Here is a 20,002-nt window from a genome sequence, read left to right as displayed (position 1 = left end):
GTTCGCATCATGATTCTCTTTCGTCAGAAACGATCGGCGTGACCTTCCAGATGTGGCGACAATATTCCCGGATGGAGCGGTCGGACGAGAAGTGACCGACCCGCGCGGTGTTGAGAATTGACATGCGCGTCCAGGCGTTCGGATCGGAGTACGCGTTGCTGACGCGCTCTTGGCAGTCCACATAGGCCTGATAATCCGCCAGGAGCATGTACTCGTCGTAGGTAAGCAGTGAATCGACGAGCGGGTGGAAGAGCTCACGATCGCCGTTCGAGAAGAATCCGGACCTGATAAGGTCGATCGCCTCGCGCAGCTCCGGATTCGATTCGTAGATGCTGCGCGGCGTGTAACCCTCTGCCTTTAATAGTTCAACCTCCGCAGCCGACAGACCGAACAGGAAGAAATTCTCTTGGCCGACCGCGTCGCGGATCTCTATATTGGCGCCATCCAACGTGCCTATTGTGATTGCCCCATTCATGGCGAATTTCATGTTGCCCGTGCCTGATGCCTCCTTTCCGGCCGTGGAGATTTGTTCCGATAGATCGGCAGCGGGATAGATGCGCTGGCCGTTCTTGACGTTGAAGTCGGGCAGGAACACCACTTTGAGAGCTTGAGAGACGACCGGATCGCGATTGACGACGGCCGCGACGGAATTGACCAATTTGATGATCAGCTTGGCCATACGGTACGCTGGCGCGGCCTTGCCGCTGAAGATGACCGTTCGGGGTGTGACCGCGCCACCGGCATGCCTGAGCCTGTTATAGAGTGTGACAAGGTACAAAACGTTCAAGTGCTGGCGCTTGTATTCGTGCAGCCGCTTCGCCTGAACGTCGAACAGCGAGTGCGGATCCACGATGACGCCCGTGCGATCCTTGATGAGGCGGGCCAGAACCCGTTTGTTATCGACCTTGACGGCTTGCCAGTCCCTCTGAAACTCGAGCTCGTCGGCCAGCGGCTCGAGGCGCCGGAGTTCGTCTTCCAGGTTCGCTAACCATCGATCACCGATGTGCCGTGTGATGAGCGTGCACAGTTTCGGATTGCTCAGGGCGATCCAGCGCCGCGGCGTGACCCCGTTCGTCACGTTGAGAAATTTCTCCGGCGAGACCAGGTGGAAATCGCGGAGCACCGTTCGCTTCAAAAGCTCGCTGTGCAGGACAGCCACCCCGTTGATAGCATGGCTCCCCAAGCTCGCAAGATGCGCCATGCGTACATATTTGTCCCCCGCTTCGTCGATCAACGAAAGCCGACGAAGGAGTTGCTCCTCGTTCGGACAGCGTAGGCGAAGCTCGTCGAGGAAGCGACGATTGATCTCATAAATGATATCCAGATGGCGCGGAAGCAGCCTGGCAAACAACGGCAGCGGCCACCGCTCCAACGCTTCGGGGAGCAGCGTGTGGTTGGTGTAGGCGCAGGTCTGCTGCGTGATGGCCCAAGCCTGATCCCATTCCATCGCGTGCTCATCCACGAGCAATCGCATCAACTCGGCGACAGCAATCGAGGGATGCGTATCGTTCAACTGCGCGGCCCAGTACGAGTGGAGCTCGTCGAGCGGCTTGCCGCGCATTAGCAGCAATCGGACCATGTCCTGTAGCGAGCAGGATACGAAAAAGTACTGCTGTGCCAGCCGCAGTTGCTTGCCCGATTCCGGCTCGTCGTTGGGATAAAGCACTTTCGAGATGGTTTCCGATAGGACCTTCTCGTCCACGGCGCGGTAGTAGTCGCCGACGTTGAACGCTTCGAAATCGAACGATTCGACGGCTTCGGCCTTCCAAAGGCGCAAGAGGTTGGTGGTAGGCACACGGTAACCCGGGATGGGGGTATCGTAGGCGACGCCCTTGATCACCTTCTCGGGCAGCCAGCGCACGCAATATCGGCCCGCTGCGTTGTGGTACGGCTCCGTGCGCCCTCCGAACTTCACATCGAACGCGATCTCCGAACGCACCATTTCCCAGGGATTGCCGAAGCGCAGCCACTTGTCCGTGACCTCGACCTGCCAGCCGTCGCGAATCGACTGATCGAAAATACCGAACTCATAGCGGATGCCGTAGCCGATCGCAGGAACGTTCAGCCTCGCCAGGGAGTCCATATAGCACGCCGCCAGGCGGCCGAGACCGCCATTACCCAACCCGGGCTCCTCCTCCTGCTCAAGGAGACCCGACAGATCTTGTCCCACTCGAGAGAGCGCCTCCTCCACGGCGTCCCAGATCCCGAGACTGATCAGGCCGTTGCCCAGATGCGGCCCGGTCAGGAACTCCGCCGAAAGATACGCAACCGCCTTTACGTCTGTAGTCTCTTCGGCGATCGAACCCACGGTGGCGACATAGCGCTCCATCATGCGGTCGCGAACGGTGTAGGCGAGCGCCATGTACCAGTCGTTGGGCGTCGCGTCCCGTGGCCGTTTTCCTTGAAGGCAGTGTAGGTTCTCGATCAGGGCCACGGCGATCGCATCCGGTGCGAGGCCGGTGCGAACGTTCGAGAGAGCCATCCGGCTGCGCGCGCTGGCTTGGCCATCACCCCCAATTGCAGGCCCCATGCGTCCTCCCCCTCACGTGCTTGGCCCATCGATGACGCGCACTTGGCGCCTGCGGATTTGCGCTTTCGTCTACGGGATGCCTGCGAGGCCACTCGACCAGCATGACCCGATCCTCATTTCCTGCTGACTGCTCGCACCGCTAGCGGATTTTCCCGAGTCAGCTCAAGTTGTTCCGTCTCATGGCGGATCACGAGGCGCTCGCCCCCACGCAATTTGTACTCGACTTTCTCGAGACCGATTTCTACCTCCAGCAGTTGGCCGCGGTAGGTTATGGGAAATCGAAGGACAGCATTGTCCTCGGGCGCGCGACGTGGCCAGAACGACAACGTGCCGTCATGATCCCGCATACCACCGAGCCCATAGGTGAGCATCATCCACGTGCCGCCCATGGAGGCGATATGACAGCCATCGTTCACGTTGCCGCCCACGTCCGCTAAGTCCATGAGCAGTGCCGCCATCCCGTAACGAATGGCTTTATCAATGTCGCCGATCTGTGCGGCGATGATGGCCTCGACGCATGACGAAAGCGATGAGTCGCCCGTGGTCAACGGATCGTAGAAATCGAAGTTTCGCTTCTTCGTCTCTGGAGAAAACGCATCGCCCAACAGGAACATGGCCAAAACCACGTCCGCCTGCTTGATCACCTGCTTCCGGTAAATGTCCAGCGGATGGTAAAACAGCAGCAGCGGATAACGGTCGGCCGGTGTGTTCCGGAAATCCCAGGGCTCCTTGTCCAGGAAGTGGTCATCCTGCGGGATGATCTTCAGCTTCTCGTCATAGGGCACGTACATATTCTCTGCGGCGCGCGTCCATGCTTTCACCTCTGAGGGCTCGAGAGCCGTCTTTTGTACGAGCGCGCTGTAGGCATCCGGTTCCGTCGCCTGCAAGGACTCGACAACCTCGGCGGCGTAGCGCAGATTTTCACGAGCCATCAAGTTCGTATAGGCGTTGTTATTCACGACCGCGTTGTATTCATCGGGCCCGGTGACGCCGTTGATGCAGAACTTCTCTCCTTTTGCGCCTGAGTAGAACCCCAGGTCCGCCCACAGCCGTGCCGTTTCGACGAGCATTTCGGCACCGAAACTTTGCAGGAAAGCGTCATCGCCGGTCACCTGCACATATTTACGCAGCGCGTACATGATATCCGCGTTGATGTGGTACTGCGCCGTTCCAGCGGCGTAATATGCGGATGCTTCTTCTCCGCTAATGGTGCGCCAAGGGAACATGGCTCCTCTATGACCCAGTTCCTTGGCGCGCGCGCGCGCCTGCGGCAGAATCTTGTATCGAAAGGCCAGCAGGTTTCTAGCGATCCGAGGGAACGTGTAGATCAAAAACGGCAGCAGATAGATCTCGGTGTCCCAAAAGTAGTGCCCCTCATAGGCCTGTCCCGTGAGGCCTTTCGCCGGCACGCCTGTCTCTTCAGCGCGGGCTGAGGCCTGCAGCACGTGAAATAGGTTGAAGCGGATCGCTTGTTGGATCTCGATTGTGCTGCGCTTTATTCGGTCCTCCCTAATGTCGTTGACACGGACATCGCTTCGACCCCAGAAATCGTCCATGTACTGCTGTTGAGCGGCGAGCAGCGACTCGAATCCACGGGCCACTACGCGATCCAATGTCCATTCAGCACGGCCGCAGAGCTCTTCGGCCGAAGCCGTCTGCGAGGTGTGATACACCATGTACTTGGTGAATCGGATTTGACAGCCGGGCTGCGCCTCGATTGTGAAGATAACTTGGCCGAGGTCGGCGGTTTGCTTAACCTTGTAGGAGTGCGAGCAAGAGCTCTCCAGCGCATTGTCAGTCGCACACGTCAGAATGAAGTGGCTCTTTTCGGTCGCGTGACACAGCACGATGCGCCGGTCTCGACAATAGCTGGCTCGTGGATGAAGCACCTGGCCCAAGAAGGCTCTCGCCAGCCGCGGATCACCCCCGCCGTCGCGGAGACCGGTTCCGTTTGCCGCCATTTCCGAAGAGATCACAACAAAGGCCTGCGCATTGAGGAGCGTCACACAGTAGGAGATGGCGGCCACGTGCTTATTGGGGAAAGAGACCAAACGGCGGGATGTGATCAATACCTGTTTGCCGGCGGGAGTTTCCCAGAGGATCTCCCGATCGAGTGTACCGAGCTTCATGTTGAGCCGCCGGTCGTAGTTAAGAAGATGAGCGTTAGGCAACCAGAAGGGCTCGTCATCCACGAAGAGCTTGATGATCTTGCTGTCGGTCACGTTGCAGATCGTCTGGCCGGTTCTCGCGAAGCCATAAGCGTCTTCTCCGTACAAGATCGGGCGCGTTTCATAGAACCCGTTGATGAAAGTGCCATTCTCGGCGCAGGGGCCGCCTTCCTCCGGGCACCCGCGCATGCCGAGATACCCGTTGCCGAGCGCCAGCATCGTTTCCGATTGCGCCAAAAATTCAGGGTGAAATGCCTTTTCGATGACGTTCCACTCGTCGGCCGGATAATCGCGAGATGGCGGCCTGAGGCGTTCATGATGCAGCATCGTCGTGCCTCCTGCGACAGCGCGAAGCGTTGGTCAGTCGACCAATTCGCCCAAATCCTCGACTACCAGATGCGCGCCATGACGCTTCAACTCCTCGGCATTCCCCTTGCGCGCGACACCAACAACCAGCCCGAACTTGCCATTCGAGCCGGCTTCCACCCCGGAAAGGGCATCCTCGATGACAACCGTTCGTTTGGGCTCAACCCCGAGAAGTCTTGCCGCCGCCAAGAACGTGTCCGGAGCCGGTTTCCCTGCGAGGCGCTCGTTTTCGATCACATTGCCGTCGACCCGCACCTCAAAGAACTGGTCCAGTTTTGCGGCCCTGAGGACGGCATCGCAGTGTTGACTGGAAGTGACGACGGCAAGCTTGAATCCATCCCGACGGAGTTGCTGAATGAATCGCACAGTTCCAGTGTAGGCCTCCACTCCCACCTCGTCGATGATGCGGTTCACCATCTGGTCTTTGCGATTCCCTAGTCCGTGCACGGTTTCAACGTCCCCAGGGTCATGAAGGTTTCCCTCGGGGAGTTGGATACCGCGTGATCTCAAGAAGTCACGAACACCGTCGTAACGTGGCTTCCCATCCACGTAGAGCTGATAGTCCGCGGCGAGATCGAAGGGGTGAAATGCTTCCCGTCGCTCACTCGCACGCTTCTGAAGGTATTCATCGAACATCTGTTTCCAACATCTGGCGTGGAGATCTGCGGTGTTCGTGATTACGCCGTCAAGATCAAAGAGGATCGCGCCGTATTGATCACGATTGACGCACTTGCTCTTTGGCTGCCGCATAAATTGCTCTCCTATTGTCCAAGAACTCGAGCATTATCGCTGCGATCTAATCGGGGAGAGGCCCGTTCCAGATCCGTACAGCCGGTATTCCGCGGTAATAGCTCAGCACACACAGGGTGCCCGTATTCAGCAGAAAGTGTTGACCGCCGCCTGGGGGCAACCCGATCCAACGCGCCACGAACACTCGCAGCACATGTCCATGCGCAAACAGCACGGTATCGCCGCGGACAGCGCGCGACCGTGCGATCACCCGGTCCACTCTCGCGCCGATGTGCGCTGGTGTCTCGCCACCCGGACACCCATCCCGAAAGATCAACCACCCCGGCGCGATCTCCTGGATTTGCTTGGGTGTCAGTCCCTCGTACTCGCCATAATTCCACTCGAGAAGGTCGGGGTCGATCACGGCCTTATCGCCCAAGCCTGCCAGTTCGCAAGTCTCTCGTGCCCGGTGCGTTGGGCTGCAGAGAACAAGCTCAAATGCCTTGGCGGCGAGCACAGACCGCAGCCGCTCCGCATGCAGACGGCCACTCTCAGTCAATGGAATGTCTGTCGTACCAGTGTGCTGACCACTGACACTCCACGCTGTCTCCCCGTGCCGGATCGCGAACAAGTCCACGTTCGCCTCCCGTCCAGCAGCTTCACGCGTTGTCGGCCGCCGTCGAACCAACCGCTGAGGGTGACGCCTCCCGCCCCCAACTCCAGCCGGTGATCTCGGGCATATCGTCGCCGTATCGGGCGATGTACTCCTTGTGGTCAATAAGCTTATCGCGGATCGCCTGCTTTGCGTAAGCGGCCCGCGGGCCAAGCTTCGGGACGCGGTCGATAACATCGCCCACGAGGTGAAAGCGATCGAGATCGTTCAACACGCACATGTCGAACGGTGTCGTGGTGGTACCTTCTTCCTTATAGCCGCGCACGTGGATGTTGTGGTGATTCGTGCGTCGATAGGTCAGCCGGTGGATCAACCATGGATACCCGTGGAACGCAAAGATGATCGGCTTATCGGTGGTGAAAAGGGCGTCAAAATCGAGATCCGATAAGCCGTGCGGGTGTTCGGTCGATGGCTGGAGCTTCATCAAATTGACGACATTGATGACCCGCACCTTCAGCTCGGGCGCATGCCTCCTAAGAAGGTCAACAGCGGCAAGGGTCTCTAGCGTTGGTACATCACCGCAGCAGGCCATCACAACGTCGGGCTCACCGCCTTGGTCGTTGCTGGCCCACTCCCAGATGCCGAGGCCTGCCTGGCAGTGCTTGACTGCCTGGTCCATGGTTAGCCATTGGGGAGCAGGCTGCTTGCCCGCAACAACGACGTTGATGTAGTTGCGGCTACGAAGGCAATGGTCGGTCACCGACAGCAGGCAGTTGGCGTCAGGCGGCAGATAGACGCGGATGACCTCGGCTTTCTTATTCACGACATGGTCGATGAATCCGGGGTCCTGGTGGCTAAAGCCGTTGTGATCCTGGCGCCAGACATGGCTTGACAACAGGTAGTTCAGCGAGCCGATCGGCCGCCGCCAGGGAATGTGATTGCACACCTTCAGCCATTTGGCATGCTGGTTCAACATCGAATCAACGATGTGAATGAACGCCTCGTAGCAGGAGAAGAAGCCGTGACGGCCGGTGAGGAGATAGCCCTCGAGCCATCCCTGGCATTGATGTTCGCTGAGCATCTCCATTATCCGCCCACCGGGCGCGAGGTGATCGTCCCAGGGATGAACATCCGCGACCCAGGCCCGATTCGTGACCTCGAGCACGTCCTGCCAGCGGTTCGAGTTGTTTTCGTCGGGACTGAACAGCCTGAAATTGCCTTGCCCCATGTTCAGCTTCATCACGTCGCGTAGAAATCGGCCCATGACTCGCGTGGATTCGGCCATGACGGCGCCCGGCGCGGTGAGCTCAACAGCGTAGTCGCGGAAATTCGGCAACCGCAGTTCGCGCAGGAGCAAACCGCCGTTGGTATGCGGATTGGCGCTCATGCGTCGGTTGCCCTTAGGAGGAAGATCGGCCAATTCGGGCCGGAGCCGGCCGCTGTCGTCGAAGAGCTCCGCAGGCCGGTAGCTCTTCATCCACTGTTCGAGAATGCGCACGTGTGCAGCGTTCTCGTGCATCTCTCCCATGGGCACTTGGTGCGAGCGCCAATAGTCCTCTGTCCGCTTCCCATCGATTTCTTTCGGGCACGTCCAGCCCTTCGGAGTGCGAAGCACGATCATCGGCCAGCGCGGGCGACCGCTGAAACCCTTTTGACGTGCATCCGAATTGATGTGCTGAATTTCGCCGACGACCTTGTCCAGAGTGGCGGCCATAAGCTCATGCATTTTTCCCGGTTCGTCCCCCTCGACGAAATATGGAGTATAGCCGTAGCCGCGGAACAACTGATCCAGCTCGTCGTGGCTGATACGGGCGAGAATGCAGGGATTGGCAATCTTGTAGCCGTTCAGATGGAGAATCGGCAGAACTGCGCCGTCGACTGCCGGATCCAGGAGCTTATTGGAATGCCAGCTTGTTGCCAGAGGTCCAGTCTCCGCCTCGCCATCGCCTACAACACAGGCCACGATCAAATCAGGATTATCGAAAGCGGCTCCATAGGCGTGCGAAAGGGAATAGCCGAGCTCACCACCTTCGTGAATTGAACCTGGCGTCTCCGGCGCGACATGGCTGGGAATGCCGCCCGGGAACGAAAATTGAGTGAACAGGCGCTTCATGCCTTGCTCATCAAGAGAAATATTCGGATAGACCTCGCTATAGGTCCCCTCGAGGTAGGCGTTCGCGACCAGACCAGGACCGCCATGTCCGGGCCCCGTAATGTAGATCATGTCGAGATCGCGTTGCTTGATCACCCGGTTCAGGTGAACGTAGATGAAATTCAAGCCCGGCGTTGTTCCCCAATGGCCGAGAAGCCGCGGCTTGATGTGGTCCTTTGTGAGCGGTTCCCTGAGCAGCGGATTGTCATAGAGATAGATCTGGCCGACGGAGAGATAGTTGGCCGCCCGCCAATACGCATCAGTTAACGCCCGCTCGTGATCGGACAGTGCGGTTGCCATTATCTCCTCCTCACGTGTCATTGAACTAGCGGCAGGTGACGCGGGCTATGGACCCTATCAAATCCTGGTGCCGCTCGCGGCACCCACTTGACCTTCGCTCGGTGAACTCGGACTAACAAATCAAATGCCCCTCATGTGAAGGGACACACCATTTCCCGCCCACATCGGATCTCTTCGCGGCCGCCGTTCACGTGAACGGCCATTGCGTCACCGGCTTCCAGGGTCGCATGGAAAAGCTGCTCAGCGCCATCGACGCAGATTCTGAGACGGCGACCACGCCAGCAAATTGCAAATTTCAGCGTTCTCCAACTTGCCGGCAGCCTTGGAGTGAAGGCGATGCCGTCGTTCTGCAATGACAGCCCTGCAAAGCCAAAAACCGCCGTAAGCCACGTGCCGCCGAGAGCCGCCATATGCAGCCCCCCAGCAATCGTCGTGTGGTTATCTGCCAGATCGATCGCCACCGCCTGCTGGAAATACCGCAGCGCCAAATCCGAGTCCCCCAGCCGAGCTGCGACCATGCCATGCATCGCGCCGCTGAGGGAACTGCCGTGACCGCAGCGCGGCTCGTAGTAGCGGAAGTTCGTCATTCCGCTGTCGAATTGGAATTCCTCCGGCAACAGCCCGAGAAGCGCTACGACATCTGCCTGCTTGACGACTTTGCAGCGCTGCGTTCGCTCCCGCCCAAGCACTACGTCCATTGGCACGGATCGGCCTGCGTAGCCCGCAAGATCGATCTCCTCAAGGCCAAAGAAGCCGGCGAACTGCTCGAATAGTCCCGTTTGAGAATTCCAGCCGGTGAACATCGTCTCCGCGACATTCCGCCACAACACGAGTTCGGCATCCTGCAACTTAAGCCGGTATGACAGGCGTGCCCAGCGGTCCGGCCAGCGTTCGCGCAACAACGCGGCCACCTCAAGCGCCCGTCGAATGTTCCAGCGTGCCATGACATTCGTGTACGCATTGTCGTCCACATGCTCGTGATACTCATCCGGTCCAATAACACTGCGGATGTGGCAGTAGCCGTCCTTCTCCGGCTGAGCACGGCTCGACCAAAACCGGCCCGTCTCGAGGAGAATCTCAGCTCCTGCGTCGAGAAGGAAGTCTACATCCTTCGTTGCCTGCCAGTACTGCCAGACGGCGTACGCAACGTCTGCCGTGATGTGCTGTTCCTGCTTGCCGCAGAGGATATCGATAATGTGGCCGTCCGAATCGACAACCTGGTCCGGCGTGGCCTCAGTGCCGGTATCCGCAGATTCCCAAGCATACATGGCGCCACGCCATCCCATCTGTGCCGCCTTCTGTCGCGCGCCGTCAATGGTCCGGAAACGATACTTGAGTAGCGTGCGGGCCGCTTCGGGCCAGGTGAAGACATAGAACGGCAGCAAGTAGATTTCCGTGTCCCAGAAGACATGCCCATGATAGTCGTCACCTGTGAGCCCGCGCGCTCCGATGGAAACGCGGTCATCACCCGGATTAGCCGCGCTGTTCAGATGATAGGCAGCGAAACGCAACGCCCGCTCGGCGGCCGTGTCGCCTTCAACCTCGATATCGCTGCAGCGCCATCGATCCGACCAAGCCGCCTCGTGTTTTTGGACGACCTTGCGCCAGCCGACCTGTCGGGCCGCGCCGAGCTTTTCCGATGCGACGCGGCCAGGATCCGCATCTTCCGCATCGCTTCGTGTCACAGCAGTAAGCCCTGCAACACAAACTGTCTGGCCCGGACACGTTTTCCAATGCCAGGACCACATGAACGGCCCGGGCGTCGTTGGCACAATCTCGGAACCGTCGATCTCCAAAGACAACGCAGCCGCCATTGCGACGCGTTTCCCCGAGTACTTGGTCCGCCACACGCCGAGATCCTGTTCAACCCGCTCTGCCCTGAGCCAGACGCCCAGGCCCTCGAACGAGGCTTCTACTGCGACCTCAGTCTCTCCTTCCTCGATTTTTAGTTCGATTACCTGAAGCCCGATTGCCCGCTCGCTGAGCGAGAGGAACTGCAATGTCCTCACCCCCACAGCTATGGCGGCGTGCTCGATCAAGCGGCATCCGGTAAGCAACACACCCCGCCGCATATCGAGTGTCGTGCGATGTGAAATCGCCTCGGCAGGGTGGCGAACGAGGGGCCCGCCGGAAAGCATAATACGGATCTGCTGCCACCCTGGGGCGGGGACAAGTGCAGGTATGGGCTGCTCGGGACCGGGTATGTCGAATAGGCCAGCAAGGTAAGCTCGCTGCGGAACGACCCAGCGCTCTCCACGACTGACTGGGCGGCCGGCTCGCAGTCCTAGTAAGCCGTTGCTGATCGAAAATCGAGACTCATAGATCGGTTCTCGAAGCGGATCGTAACCTTGCGCGGCCAGCACCCAAGTGAGCTCAGAAGTCGGTTCGAGCAAGCTTTCCATTATCGACAACTCCAGTCGCGGAGCGCAATGGATTCGAGAGGCGCGGTTCTGTTTTTCTCGGCCCCTCCGCCGCGTCCTTCGATAGATGGCGTGCGGCAGACGCTAAATGCTCTCATGAAGGAGCATGGGGGCGTTTGACATGGATCAATCACCCTGGTGCGAACAACGTGTTCTGATACTTGTGTCTATGCAGTGACCCATCGATTCCGCTGAGTGAACCGACAAGAATCGAAACAGTATACGGCCAAGCGCGTTGGAGCTGTCGCGATCAAGACCCGGCCGTTGTGCCCGCAGCTACGTGGTGCGTTGTTGTGGGGCTTGATGCCCGCGACGAAAACGAAGGCTCAGGCTGCCCAGCAAACAGGGAAATTCAGATAGCGATTTTGTGCCTCGCATCGAAATGGGCAACAGATGGACGATCTGGTCTTCCTCTTCGACGTCGACAACACGCTCGTCGACAACGACCGGATCCAACAGGATCTGCGCGAGCATCTCGAGGAGAGCTACGGGCGCGCCGCGCGCGAGCGATATTGGACGATTTTCGACGAACTGTGGGCCGAGTTCGGTTACGCGGATTATATCGGTGCCCTCGAGCGCTACCGCGCAGAGAAGCTGCACGATCCGACGCTTCTGCGCATGGCGAACTGGCTGCTCGACTACCCCTTCGCCGAGCGCCTCTACACCGGCGCGCTCGACGCGGTTACACATGTTCGACAATGGGGTCTACCCGTAATCCTGTCGGACGGAGACGCGGTGTTCCAGGCGCGCAAGATCGAGCGCTCGGGCCTCTGGAAGGCGTTCGACAACCGGGTGCTGATCTATATTCACAAGGAGAACGAGCTTGCCGACGTCGAACGGCTCTATCCTGCGAGACATTATATACTTATCGACGACAAGCTGCGCATCCTTGATGCGGTGAAGTCGCAATGGAGCGAGCGCGTGACGACAGTGTTTCCGCGCCAAGGCCATTACGCGCACGACCCGGAGATCCTGGCAAGATACCGGCCGGCGGATGTAACCGTCGCGGCGATTGCTGATCTTGCGACGCTCGCACGTGAGACGCTGGTGAGCAGTTAGGCGAGTTTGGGGCACGGCCGGGCCACCGCCATGCTGTACTTCGCACGCGTGTCCTTGGCACTGGACGCTGCTCACGCAGCTAGGTTGCTCGGACCAGCAGCGACAGGGTGTGGCGCGCAATCATCAGTTCTTCATCGGTCGGAACGACATAGACCGGCACACGGCCGTCCGGTTGAGAGATCAACGATCTGTTTTCCGCATTTGCCGCCTCATCCAGGGAAACCCCGAGCCAAGCGAGCCTGCTGGCGATCGCCGCCCGGATTTTCGCCGAGTTCTCGCCGATGCCGGCCGTGAACACAAAGCCATCCACACCCTGCATGGCTGCGACCAGCATGCCGGTATTGAGGGCGATGCGGTAGGCGAAATAATCCACGGCGAAGGCCGCTCGGGGATCCGTGCTGTCTTGTAGCTCCCGCATATCGTTGCTGATGCCGGAGAGCCCCTTAAGGCCGCATTCGTGATAGAGCAGGCTTTGGGCTTCTGCTGCAGACATACCCTTTTCCGCGATCAGATAGAGCACCACGCCCGGATCCAGCTGCCCCGGGCGCGTGCCCATCGGCAGTCCGTCAAGCGCGGTAAATCCCATCGTGCTTTCGACACTGCGGCCCTGATCGATGGCGCACATCGAGGCGCCGCTGCCGAGATGGGCGACGATCACGCGGCGTTTGGCGATATCAGGTGCGACGCTTGGCAGCGTGCTCGCGATATATTCGTATGACAAGCCGTGAAAACCGTAACGGCGCACGCCTTCGGCGTGAAGCTGATGCGGAATCGCGTAATGGTCGGCAAGGGCACCGTGTGTACGGTGAAAAGCTGTGTCGAAGCAGGCAACCTGCGGTAGGGTCGGATCACTCGCGAGGATCGAGCGGATCGGTGACAAATTGTGCGGCTGATGTAGCGGGGCGAGATTGGAGAAGCGCTCCAGGCGGGCCACCACGCTGCGGTCGATCAACATCGGCTGGTCATAATCCGGGCCCCCATGCACCACGCGATGTCCCACGGCAATCGGGCGGATGCGGAGTTCGTCGCGAAGCCACTCGCCGGCGAGGTCCATCGCAGCCGGCACGTCCGGAACGGCTTCGAGCAGATAGGCGCGGTCCGCCACGGGCTCGCATTTCGCTCCGCTCGCCCGCAGCCGCGGACGGCTGCCGATGCCGTCCATCTGGCCCCTGATCTGCCGGCTCAACCTACCCTCACCTTCGACCGAAAAGATCTCGAACTTGACACTAGAGGAGCCGGCGTTGACGACGAGGATGGTGTCCATGGCGGTCACGCAGCAATGGTCGGCGCATGCTGGCGCCGTCCTTGAGCATAGAGCGCGGCCACCGCGCAAGATGCCATCCGTGCCCGCGGACTATCTGCACGCGACGTGAGCACGACCGGCACGCGGGCGCCGAGCACGATGCCGGCGCCGTCAGCCCTGGCGAAGTAGGCCAGATTCTTTGCCAGCATGTTGCCTGCTTCAAGGTCGGGGACGACCAGGATCTGCGCGCGGCCGGCGACCTCGGACTCGATGCCCTTGATGCGCGCCGCCTCCGCGTCGACGGCATTGTCGAAGGCAAGCGGCCCGTCGAGCAGCCCGCCCATGATCTGGCCACGGTCGGCCATCTTGCAGAGCGCCGCCGCCTCGATCGTCGACGGGATCTTCGACGTAACGGTCTCGACCGCCGACAGGATCGCCACGCGCGGCTGCTTGCCGAAGCCGGTCTGGATGTAGAGATCAATAGCGTTCTGGATAATGTCGCGCTTGGCGTCAAGATCGGGGAAGATGTTGATGGCGGCGTCCGTCACGAAGATCGTCTCGGAATAGGCCGGCACGTCCATTACGAAGGCATGGCTGATGCGGCGATCGGTGCGCAAGCCACCCGCTTTCGCAGTGACGGCACGCATCAATTCGTCCGTATGCAGGCTGCCCTTCATCAGCATTTCGCCTCTGGCAGCATGAACAAGCTCGACGCCCTTGGCAGCGGCCTCATCGCTGTGAGCGGCGTTGACGATCTCGAACCGCGAAATGTCGAGACCGCACTTCCTGGCCGTATCGCTTATCTTTCCTTCCGGCCCCACCAGGATCGGCCGAATTGATGCCGGCTAGTGCGCTGTCGACCGCCCCGCGCAGCGAGGTCTCGTCGCAGGGATGCACCACGACCGTCGGAGCCGGCGGCAACGCTTTGGCCGCCGCGATCAGCCGATGGTACTTGCGGAGAGACTGCGAGGGTCCGATATCGATTGCCTTGATATTTGCTCCCGATTCTCTCAATGACCGCTGCGATGCCCTGGCCCCGCGGTCGAGAAAGGCGCGTTGATCGCCATCCCCTCTCCCATCTGTTCGAATACCGCATCTAGCAGGGATGCCCCGCCTCGATCGCGACATCGATCTTGCCGTCCACCCTTGAAGTCGCCGACACCCGGACCACGTCCGGTGCGAGGATCGACCACGATGAACGGCCGCCTCTGCCGGTCGATCTCGACGCCATTCGGAGAAATGGCGCAAATGAGCGGGTAATTGGCGGGATCATCGAAATTGCGCCTGTCGATCCATGTGACAATGACCATCGGCTCTGGCTAGATATGGTCATTCGTTCGCACATGACTGAAAACATTTTTGCATGAGGCGAAGCGCCGGCCTTGATTGAGATCAAGAACACGCGTTGCTTAGTTGACCTCTTCCGCCCCCGTACCGCACAAGACTGTTCATTGCGCCGTAGCCAGAGCTCTTACGTCAACCGGCCCAACGACGGGCCCCGCATCGTCTCCAAAACTGAATGTGCCAGGCGAGTTGCGATACGGTGACGTTAGATGTCGAAATCTCGAATACAACACAGCGACGCTGATGAACTGGTCATGCCCCAGATTGTCGTGCAAGGCGAGTCTTGAAATATCAACGACTTGAACCTTGGCCTTTATCGCAGCTTCCTGCACTACCGGATCTTCAACATTGATAGCGCCAGCTCGAAGAACACCGCCGTTGATAGCACTGGACGCTCGAAGGGCCCCATCATCCTTTGACACTAGAACCAATAAGGGCGGCTTAAGTGGGCCGATCGCTACGACCTGATCGCGGAATGCTCGCGCGTCGATGTCAGGTGCCGCCAGCACGACACCCCCTAAACGAGCCATCACGCGGTTCATGCCTTGGGCACGAAGCTCCCGCAGAGCGTCCACGGTCAACATGGCCCCCATACTGTGGGCTACCAGTAGAATGTCGCTGACCTCGGGACTGCTGCTCAACATTGTGAGGAGCGTCATCAAATGACGATGAGAGTAACTGGCCGCTTCCTTGTCGGCTTCATAGGCGGTCACTTGGCCTTGCGACGGCCACGAGAACAAGATTGGGATCCCATCAATTTCGGCGTCCGCTTGCAATTGAGTCAGTCGGAACAACGACTCCTGAAAGCTGTTGTTAAACCCATGAACGAAGACGAAGACCTTGTGCCTTTTCCGGCGAGTGTCGCCCTGCAAAGCGAGGGCCCTAAGGAAGTCGGCCTCGCTTATCAGCGCCTGATCCACGACAGCAAAGCTACTCTGCGGATCGGGGACATTGGTCGGCATCTCGATCTCGCCGGGCTTGTGATTCGGCGGGACCGAGACGGCAAACCTCGCAAAGTTCAGCGAATTGGCGACGTTCGCGGTAAATACGTTTGCCCAGGACTTGTCGCGCTCGCGCGTGGTCGCCACGTAGACCTGCAGCGTCTTGGAGCCACGCGAGCGCGCGACCGGGGTCAACACCTCTGGGCCAGGTCGGCCGGCGCAACCGAGCAGAGCGATGGCAAGTAGAGAGACAACGACCCACTGAATTCCGCACCGACTATAAAGAACGCAGCGATTTGACGCGCGCAACTCAGGCTGCCTCGACAACAGATCGACCGATCGGTACTGTGCGCGCTGGCAGACCGCCTGCCCCTGTGGCGATTGAAGCATCATTGATCCAAGCTCTAGATTTTTTGCGGAGTATCCGTTCCTCGTTCCGCGCGACAAGCTTTGCTGAAATCGTGAAGATGGTCGAACGAGCGGAATGTCCGACCCTTCAACGTCTCTCGCAGTCCATCATGAGTCATTTTCGGCGCAAGGTAAGTTTCGGCGATGACATCGCCGACCTTTTCAGCGCATTCGATAACTGCCGCTGAAGACAGGATGCGCATTCTGCTGATTATTGTATAGAGCCCGACCACCGCAGAAGCGTTCGGAGTTTCATGCTCTAACGCGTCGACAAAAAGCTTCGAGGCCTCCTCGATGAATTCATTGTAAAGTTTTATTCGGCGTTGCTTGTGCTGCGCGAGCTGCTTTGCCCTGACTCGTAACCGTTGAGTCATCCACGACGCGACAATAGAAGTCACTCCGCCTATGACGGCTCCGCCCAGTGCCGCGACAGCGGAAATCACTGATGGATTCATGAGGTATCATCCAATCTCGACGGTACCGACCTTGACCCTGGAGGAGCCGACCTTGAACGTGAGCAGCAGGTCCACGTTCGCGCGCGGACCTCGTCGATCGGCACGTCGACGTGATCAAAGCCCGAGGCGGTGCATCGTTCGGCCTGGGCAAGGTAGTTCTGCATATGGGTGGCGTGCACGACGGGAAGATGCCTTTAGCGCTCGCGGGACAGCGCCCGCCTCGCGGCTGTGAGCTCTTTCTTCTTCGCCGCGTCGACCTTCGGGTAAGCGAGATCGAGGCTCACCAATGCCTCCACGGTTGCCGCGGCGACGAGAAGCCGGCTGAACCACTTGTTGTCGGCAGGTACGACGAACCACGGCGCCTGCTTCGACGCCGTTGCCGCGATCGCTTCCTCGAACGCGTGCATGTACTCGTCCCAAAACTTGCGTTCGTGTACGTCGGAAGGCGAGAATTTCCAGTTCTTCTCGGGTTCATCGAGGCGCTCCAAAAAGCGCTTCTCCTGCTCCTTGCGCGATACGTGAAGGAAAAATTTTAGAATTTTCGTGCCCTGTCGGGCGGCGTATTCCTCGAAATGCGCGATGTCGGCGAGCCGCTCGTCCCAGATCCGCTTGCTGACGAGCGGCTGGGGCAGCTTCTGCCGTTCGAGGAGCTCGGGATGGACGCGGACGACGAGGACTTCCTCGTAGTACGAACGGTTGAAGATGCCAATGCGGCCTCGCTCGGGCAGGCGCCTGGCGTAGCGCCACATGAAGTCGTGAGCAATTTCTTCCGATGATGGTTGCTTGAACGAGAACACTTGGCATCCCTGCGGATTGACGCCCGACATGACGTGCTTGATGGTGCCGTCTTTGCCAGCCGCGTCCATTGCCTGGAAGACGAGCAGCAAGGACCACCGGTCCTGGGCATAGAGCATGTCCTGCTCTTCGGCCAGCCACGCGGTGCCGGCTTGGAGGAGCTCCGTGGCCTCGGCTTTTTCTATCTGTAGGCCGCCGGTGTCACCCGGATCGAAGTCCTTCAGCCGGAAGCCCTTGCCTTTGGTCACGCGGTAAGGGATGACATATTTCTGTAAGAGATCGAGAACTTCTTCTCTCGCCATTCTCGTCACGATCCTCCGTTGGCGACATTCAGTCACTTTGCAAATAGAAGAACTTACAATGGGTTGATGCCGACTCTCGCACGTACCGCTCATCAGCGGCCTAGACCTCTCAAAAATAGACAAGCCGTTCCGAATGCGATTGATCTAGCGCAACAGCGCTCAACGCACTTAGCGATAAACGGTCGTAGGGTATGTGGCGATCGAGGTTCATGATGACGACGTACCTGTGCGCGATCCTTGTCGGCTGTGCTACCCCGCTACTGCTTGCTACGGCTGCTGACGCTCGCTCTCCATATGACGGCTCGTGGGACATCACTTTCGTTACGCAAAGCGGAGATTGCAATCCGACCTACACTTACTCGGTCAATATCGAGAATGGCGCGATAACGTCGCCTGCCGCGGAGAGCTTGAGCGGCAATGTCACGAATTCGGGAGCGGTACGCGCGTCGGTTACGATGCAGGACAGACGCGCATCTGGGTCGGGCAAGTTAACGGGTGTTGTAGGCCGGGGGACTTGGAGCGGTTCCTCCCGAGACCAGCGCTGCGCAGGATCCTGGACAGCCCGGCGAGCCTGGTAGATGCCCCTCGCTCGTAAGAGCAGGTACAGAATGATGAGATCACATCGATGCCCTCCGTGATGGAGCGTTCCCGATGAAGAGCGAGAATGCAGCGCCATCGATATCTTTGTTTGCGACCCTGGGTGGTCGAAATCACCTAGTTTGTCCCGCAGGAGTCAGTCATGCAGGTGAGCGATTTCATTGAAAATCGGACCTTCGACGAAATAGCGGTTGGCGAGTCCGCAAGCCTGACGCGGACACTGACCAAGGACGATATTATCCTGTTCGCGGTCATGTCTGGCGACGTGAACCCGACACATCTCGACGAGCGCTACGCCGAGACAAGCATATCTCACCGCATTGTCGCTCACGGGATGTGGGGCGGGGCGCTGATTTCCGCAATTTTGGGCACGCGGCTTCCCGGCCCTGGCACCGTTTATCTTCGGCAGGATTTGCGTTTCCGCGAGCCAGTCGGCCTCGGCGATACGGTCACGGTCACCGTCACCGCTTCGGAGAAGCGGCAGGAGGAACACGTCGTGCTATTTGACTGTCGCGGCGTGAATCAAAACGGGGATGAAGTGATTTCCGGAATCGCGCAAGTGATCGCTCCGACCAAGAAGATCTGCCAACCCCGAGTCGCGTTGCCGGAGGTTGAGGTACGGCGCCATGACCGCTACGAGGAGTTGGTCCAGCGTTGCGCTGAGTTGGAGCCTATCCGGACCGCTGTTGTAGACCCTCGTGATCACGCTTCGCTCGAGGGGACCGTTCGCGCAACGGAGCTTGGGCTCATTCGGCCAGTCCTCGTTGGTCCCGAACAGGAGATTCGGTCACTTGCCGCGTCATTGAATATCGAGATCACGGGATGTGAATTCCTCGACGCCAAGCCCGGGCCGGCCGCGGCCGCAACAGCAGTGGCACTTGCGCGGGCGGGCAAGGTAGACGCTCTAATGAAGGGAAGCTTGCGCCCGGACGAACTCATGCATGAAGTCGTCGCGGCAGGCACAGGCCTTAGAACCGAGAGACGCATGAGCCACGCCTTCGTGATGGACGTGCCGAACTATGCGACTCCCCTCATACTCACTGACGCTGGGGTCAACATAATTCCGACGTTGGACCAGAAGCGCGACATTTGCCAGAATGCGATAGACCTTGCGAAGGTCCTCGGCTTCGACCAGGCCAGGGTCGCAGTCCTGTCGGCAGTCGAGAACGTCACCAGGAAGATACCCTCCACCCTGGAGGCGGCCGCGCTGTGCAAGATGGCCAATCGCGGGCAAATCACCGGAGGCATCGTCGATGGGCCGCTTACGTTCGACGATGCTGTGAGCGCGGATAGTGCGCGACAGGCGAACATTGTTTCCCCGGTCGCGGGGGGAGCGAATATCCTCCTTGTCCCGGACATTGAATCCGGAAATATGCTGGTGAAGCAGCTTACGTTCATGTCGGGAGCCGAAGGGGCTGGAATCGTGCTCGGCGCCCGTGTGCCGATCATTTTGACCAGCCAGACCGACAAGCTGCGGACGCGCCTCGCCTCCGCGGCGGCTGCAGTCCTGCTTGTACACGCCCAACGCCGATCGACGCCGCTTCCATCGGCGGCAGAATAGACCCTTCAGCCTAGGGAGT

The 20,002-nt window shown here is 59.3% G+C and carries 14 protein-coding genes and 1 pseudogene; 3 read left to right on the top strand and 12 right to left on the bottom strand.

Features of this window, described 5'->3' with window-relative positions:
• Positions 1 to 7: 7 nt before the first annotated feature.
• From QA642_RS17030 to QA642_RS17005, 6 genes are all read right to left on the bottom strand, one after another.
• Entirely contained in the window at positions 8 to 2,530 is a 2,523-nt protein-coding gene (locus QA642_RS17030; protein ID WP_283085660.1) for a glycogen/starch/alpha-glucan phosphorylase, read from the bottom strand.
• A gap of 113 nt (positions 2,531 to 2,643) precedes the next feature.
• Positions 2,644 to 5,025, bottom strand: a complete 2,382-nt coding sequence (locus QA642_RS17025; RefSeq protein WP_283085659.1) for a glycosyl hydrolase family 65 protein — start codon at positions 5,023 to 5,025, stop codon at positions 2,644 to 2,646.
• 33 nt (positions 5,026 to 5,058) lie between these two features.
• A complete protein-coding gene (locus tag QA642_RS17020) occupies positions 5,059 to 5,814 on the bottom strand; it encodes a beta-phosphoglucomutase family hydrolase (protein WP_283085658.1) in 756 nt (251 codons plus the stop codon).
• A 46-nt stretch (positions 5,815 to 5,860) separates the two neighbouring features.
• Positions 5,861 to 6,430 carry a histidine phosphatase family protein gene (locus QA642_RS17015; protein ID WP_283085657.1) on the bottom strand — a complete coding sequence of 190 codons (570 nt, stop codon included), beginning with the start codon at positions 6,428 to 6,430 and terminating at the stop codon, positions 5,861 to 5,863.
• Between the two features lie 22 nt (positions 6,431 to 6,452).
• Positions 6,453 to 8,858: a phosphoketolase family protein gene (locus QA642_RS17010; RefSeq protein ID WP_349253850.1), complete on the bottom strand. Its 2,406-nt coding sequence runs from the start codon at positions 8,856 to 8,858 to the stop codon at positions 6,453 to 6,455.
• 131 nt (positions 8,859 to 8,989) lie between these two features.
• Positions 8,990 to 11,260: a glycosyl hydrolase family 65 protein gene (locus QA642_RS17005; protein ID WP_283085655.1), complete on the bottom strand. Its 2,271-nt coding sequence runs from the start codon at positions 11,258 to 11,260 to the stop codon at positions 8,990 to 8,992.
• A 411-nt stretch (positions 11,261 to 11,671) separates the two neighbouring features.
• Between QA642_RS17005 and QA642_RS17000 the strand changes: the two genes are divergently transcribed.
• Positions 11,672 to 12,337: an HAD family hydrolase gene (locus QA642_RS17000; RefSeq protein ID WP_283085654.1), complete on the top strand. Its 666-nt coding sequence runs from the start codon at positions 11,672 to 11,674 to the stop codon at positions 12,335 to 12,337.
• 79 nt (positions 12,338 to 12,416) lie between these two features.
• Here the strand turns inward: QA642_RS17000 and QA642_RS16995 are convergent, their stop codons facing one another.
• The 3 genes and pseudogenes from QA642_RS16995 to QA642_RS16985 form a co-directional block, all read right to left on the bottom strand.
• Positions 12,417 to 13,601, bottom strand: a complete 1,185-nt coding sequence (locus QA642_RS16995; RefSeq protein WP_283085653.1) for an acetate/propionate family kinase — start codon at positions 13,599 to 13,601, stop codon at positions 12,417 to 12,419.
• A 5-nt stretch (positions 13,602 to 13,606) separates the two neighbouring features.
• Positions 13,607 to 14,564: pseudogene (locus tag QA642_RS16990) on the bottom strand (phosphate acetyltransferase).
• Between the two features lie 26 nt (positions 14,565 to 14,590).
• Positions 14,591 to 14,821 (bottom strand): DUF3141 domain-containing protein, encoded by a 231-nt coding sequence (locus tag QA642_RS16985; protein ID WP_283086916.1) that lies wholly within the window; start codon positions 14,819 to 14,821, stop codon positions 14,591 to 14,593.
• On the opposite strand from QA642_RS16985, the gene QA642_RS16980 reads away from it, so the two are divergent.
• Complete coding sequence (locus QA642_RS16980) at positions 14,714 to 14,947, top strand: hypothetical protein (RefSeq protein WP_283087170.1); 234 nt, start codon at positions 14,714 to 14,716, stop codon at positions 14,945 to 14,947. The two genes, QA642_RS16985 and QA642_RS16980, sit on opposite strands and share 108 nt — an antisense overlap.
• An 81-nt stretch (positions 14,948 to 15,028) precedes the next feature.
• Here QA642_RS16980 and QA642_RS16975 read toward each other — a convergent pair whose 3' ends face one another.
• The 3 genes from QA642_RS16975 to QA642_RS16965 all read right to left on the bottom strand — a co-directional run bounded on the left by QA642_RS16975 (position 15,029) and on the right by QA642_RS16965 (position 17,825).
• A complete protein-coding gene (locus QA642_RS16975) occupies positions 15,029 to 16,060 on the bottom strand; it encodes an alpha/beta fold hydrolase (protein WP_283085652.1) in 1,032 nt (343 codons plus the stop codon).
• Between the two features lie 209 nt (positions 16,061 to 16,269).
• Complete coding sequence (locus QA642_RS16970) at positions 16,270 to 16,728, bottom strand: hypothetical protein (RefSeq protein ID WP_283085651.1); 459 nt, start codon at positions 16,726 to 16,728, stop codon at positions 16,270 to 16,272.
• 194 nt (positions 16,729 to 16,922) lie between these two features.
• Positions 16,923 to 17,825, bottom strand: coding sequence for a polyphosphate kinase 2 family protein (locus QA642_RS16965; protein WP_283086915.1), 903 nt, complete (start codon positions 17,823 to 17,825; stop codon positions 16,923 to 16,925).
• Between the two features lie 739 nt (positions 17,826 to 18,564).
• On the opposite strand from QA642_RS16965, the gene QA642_RS16960 reads away from it, so the two are divergent.
• Entirely contained in the window at positions 18,565 to 19,983 is a 1,419-nt protein-coding gene (locus QA642_RS16960) for a bifunctional enoyl-CoA hydratase/phosphate acetyltransferase (RefSeq protein WP_283085650.1), read from the top strand.
• Positions 19,984 to 20,002: the final 19 nt, after the last annotated feature.

Source organism: Bradyrhizobium sp. CB2312 (genome assembly GCF_029714425.1).
Lineage (GTDB): Bacteria > Pseudomonadota > Alphaproteobacteria > Rhizobiales > Xanthobacteraceae > Bradyrhizobium.
This window is presented reverse-complemented; position numbering and strand designations above follow the sequence as displayed.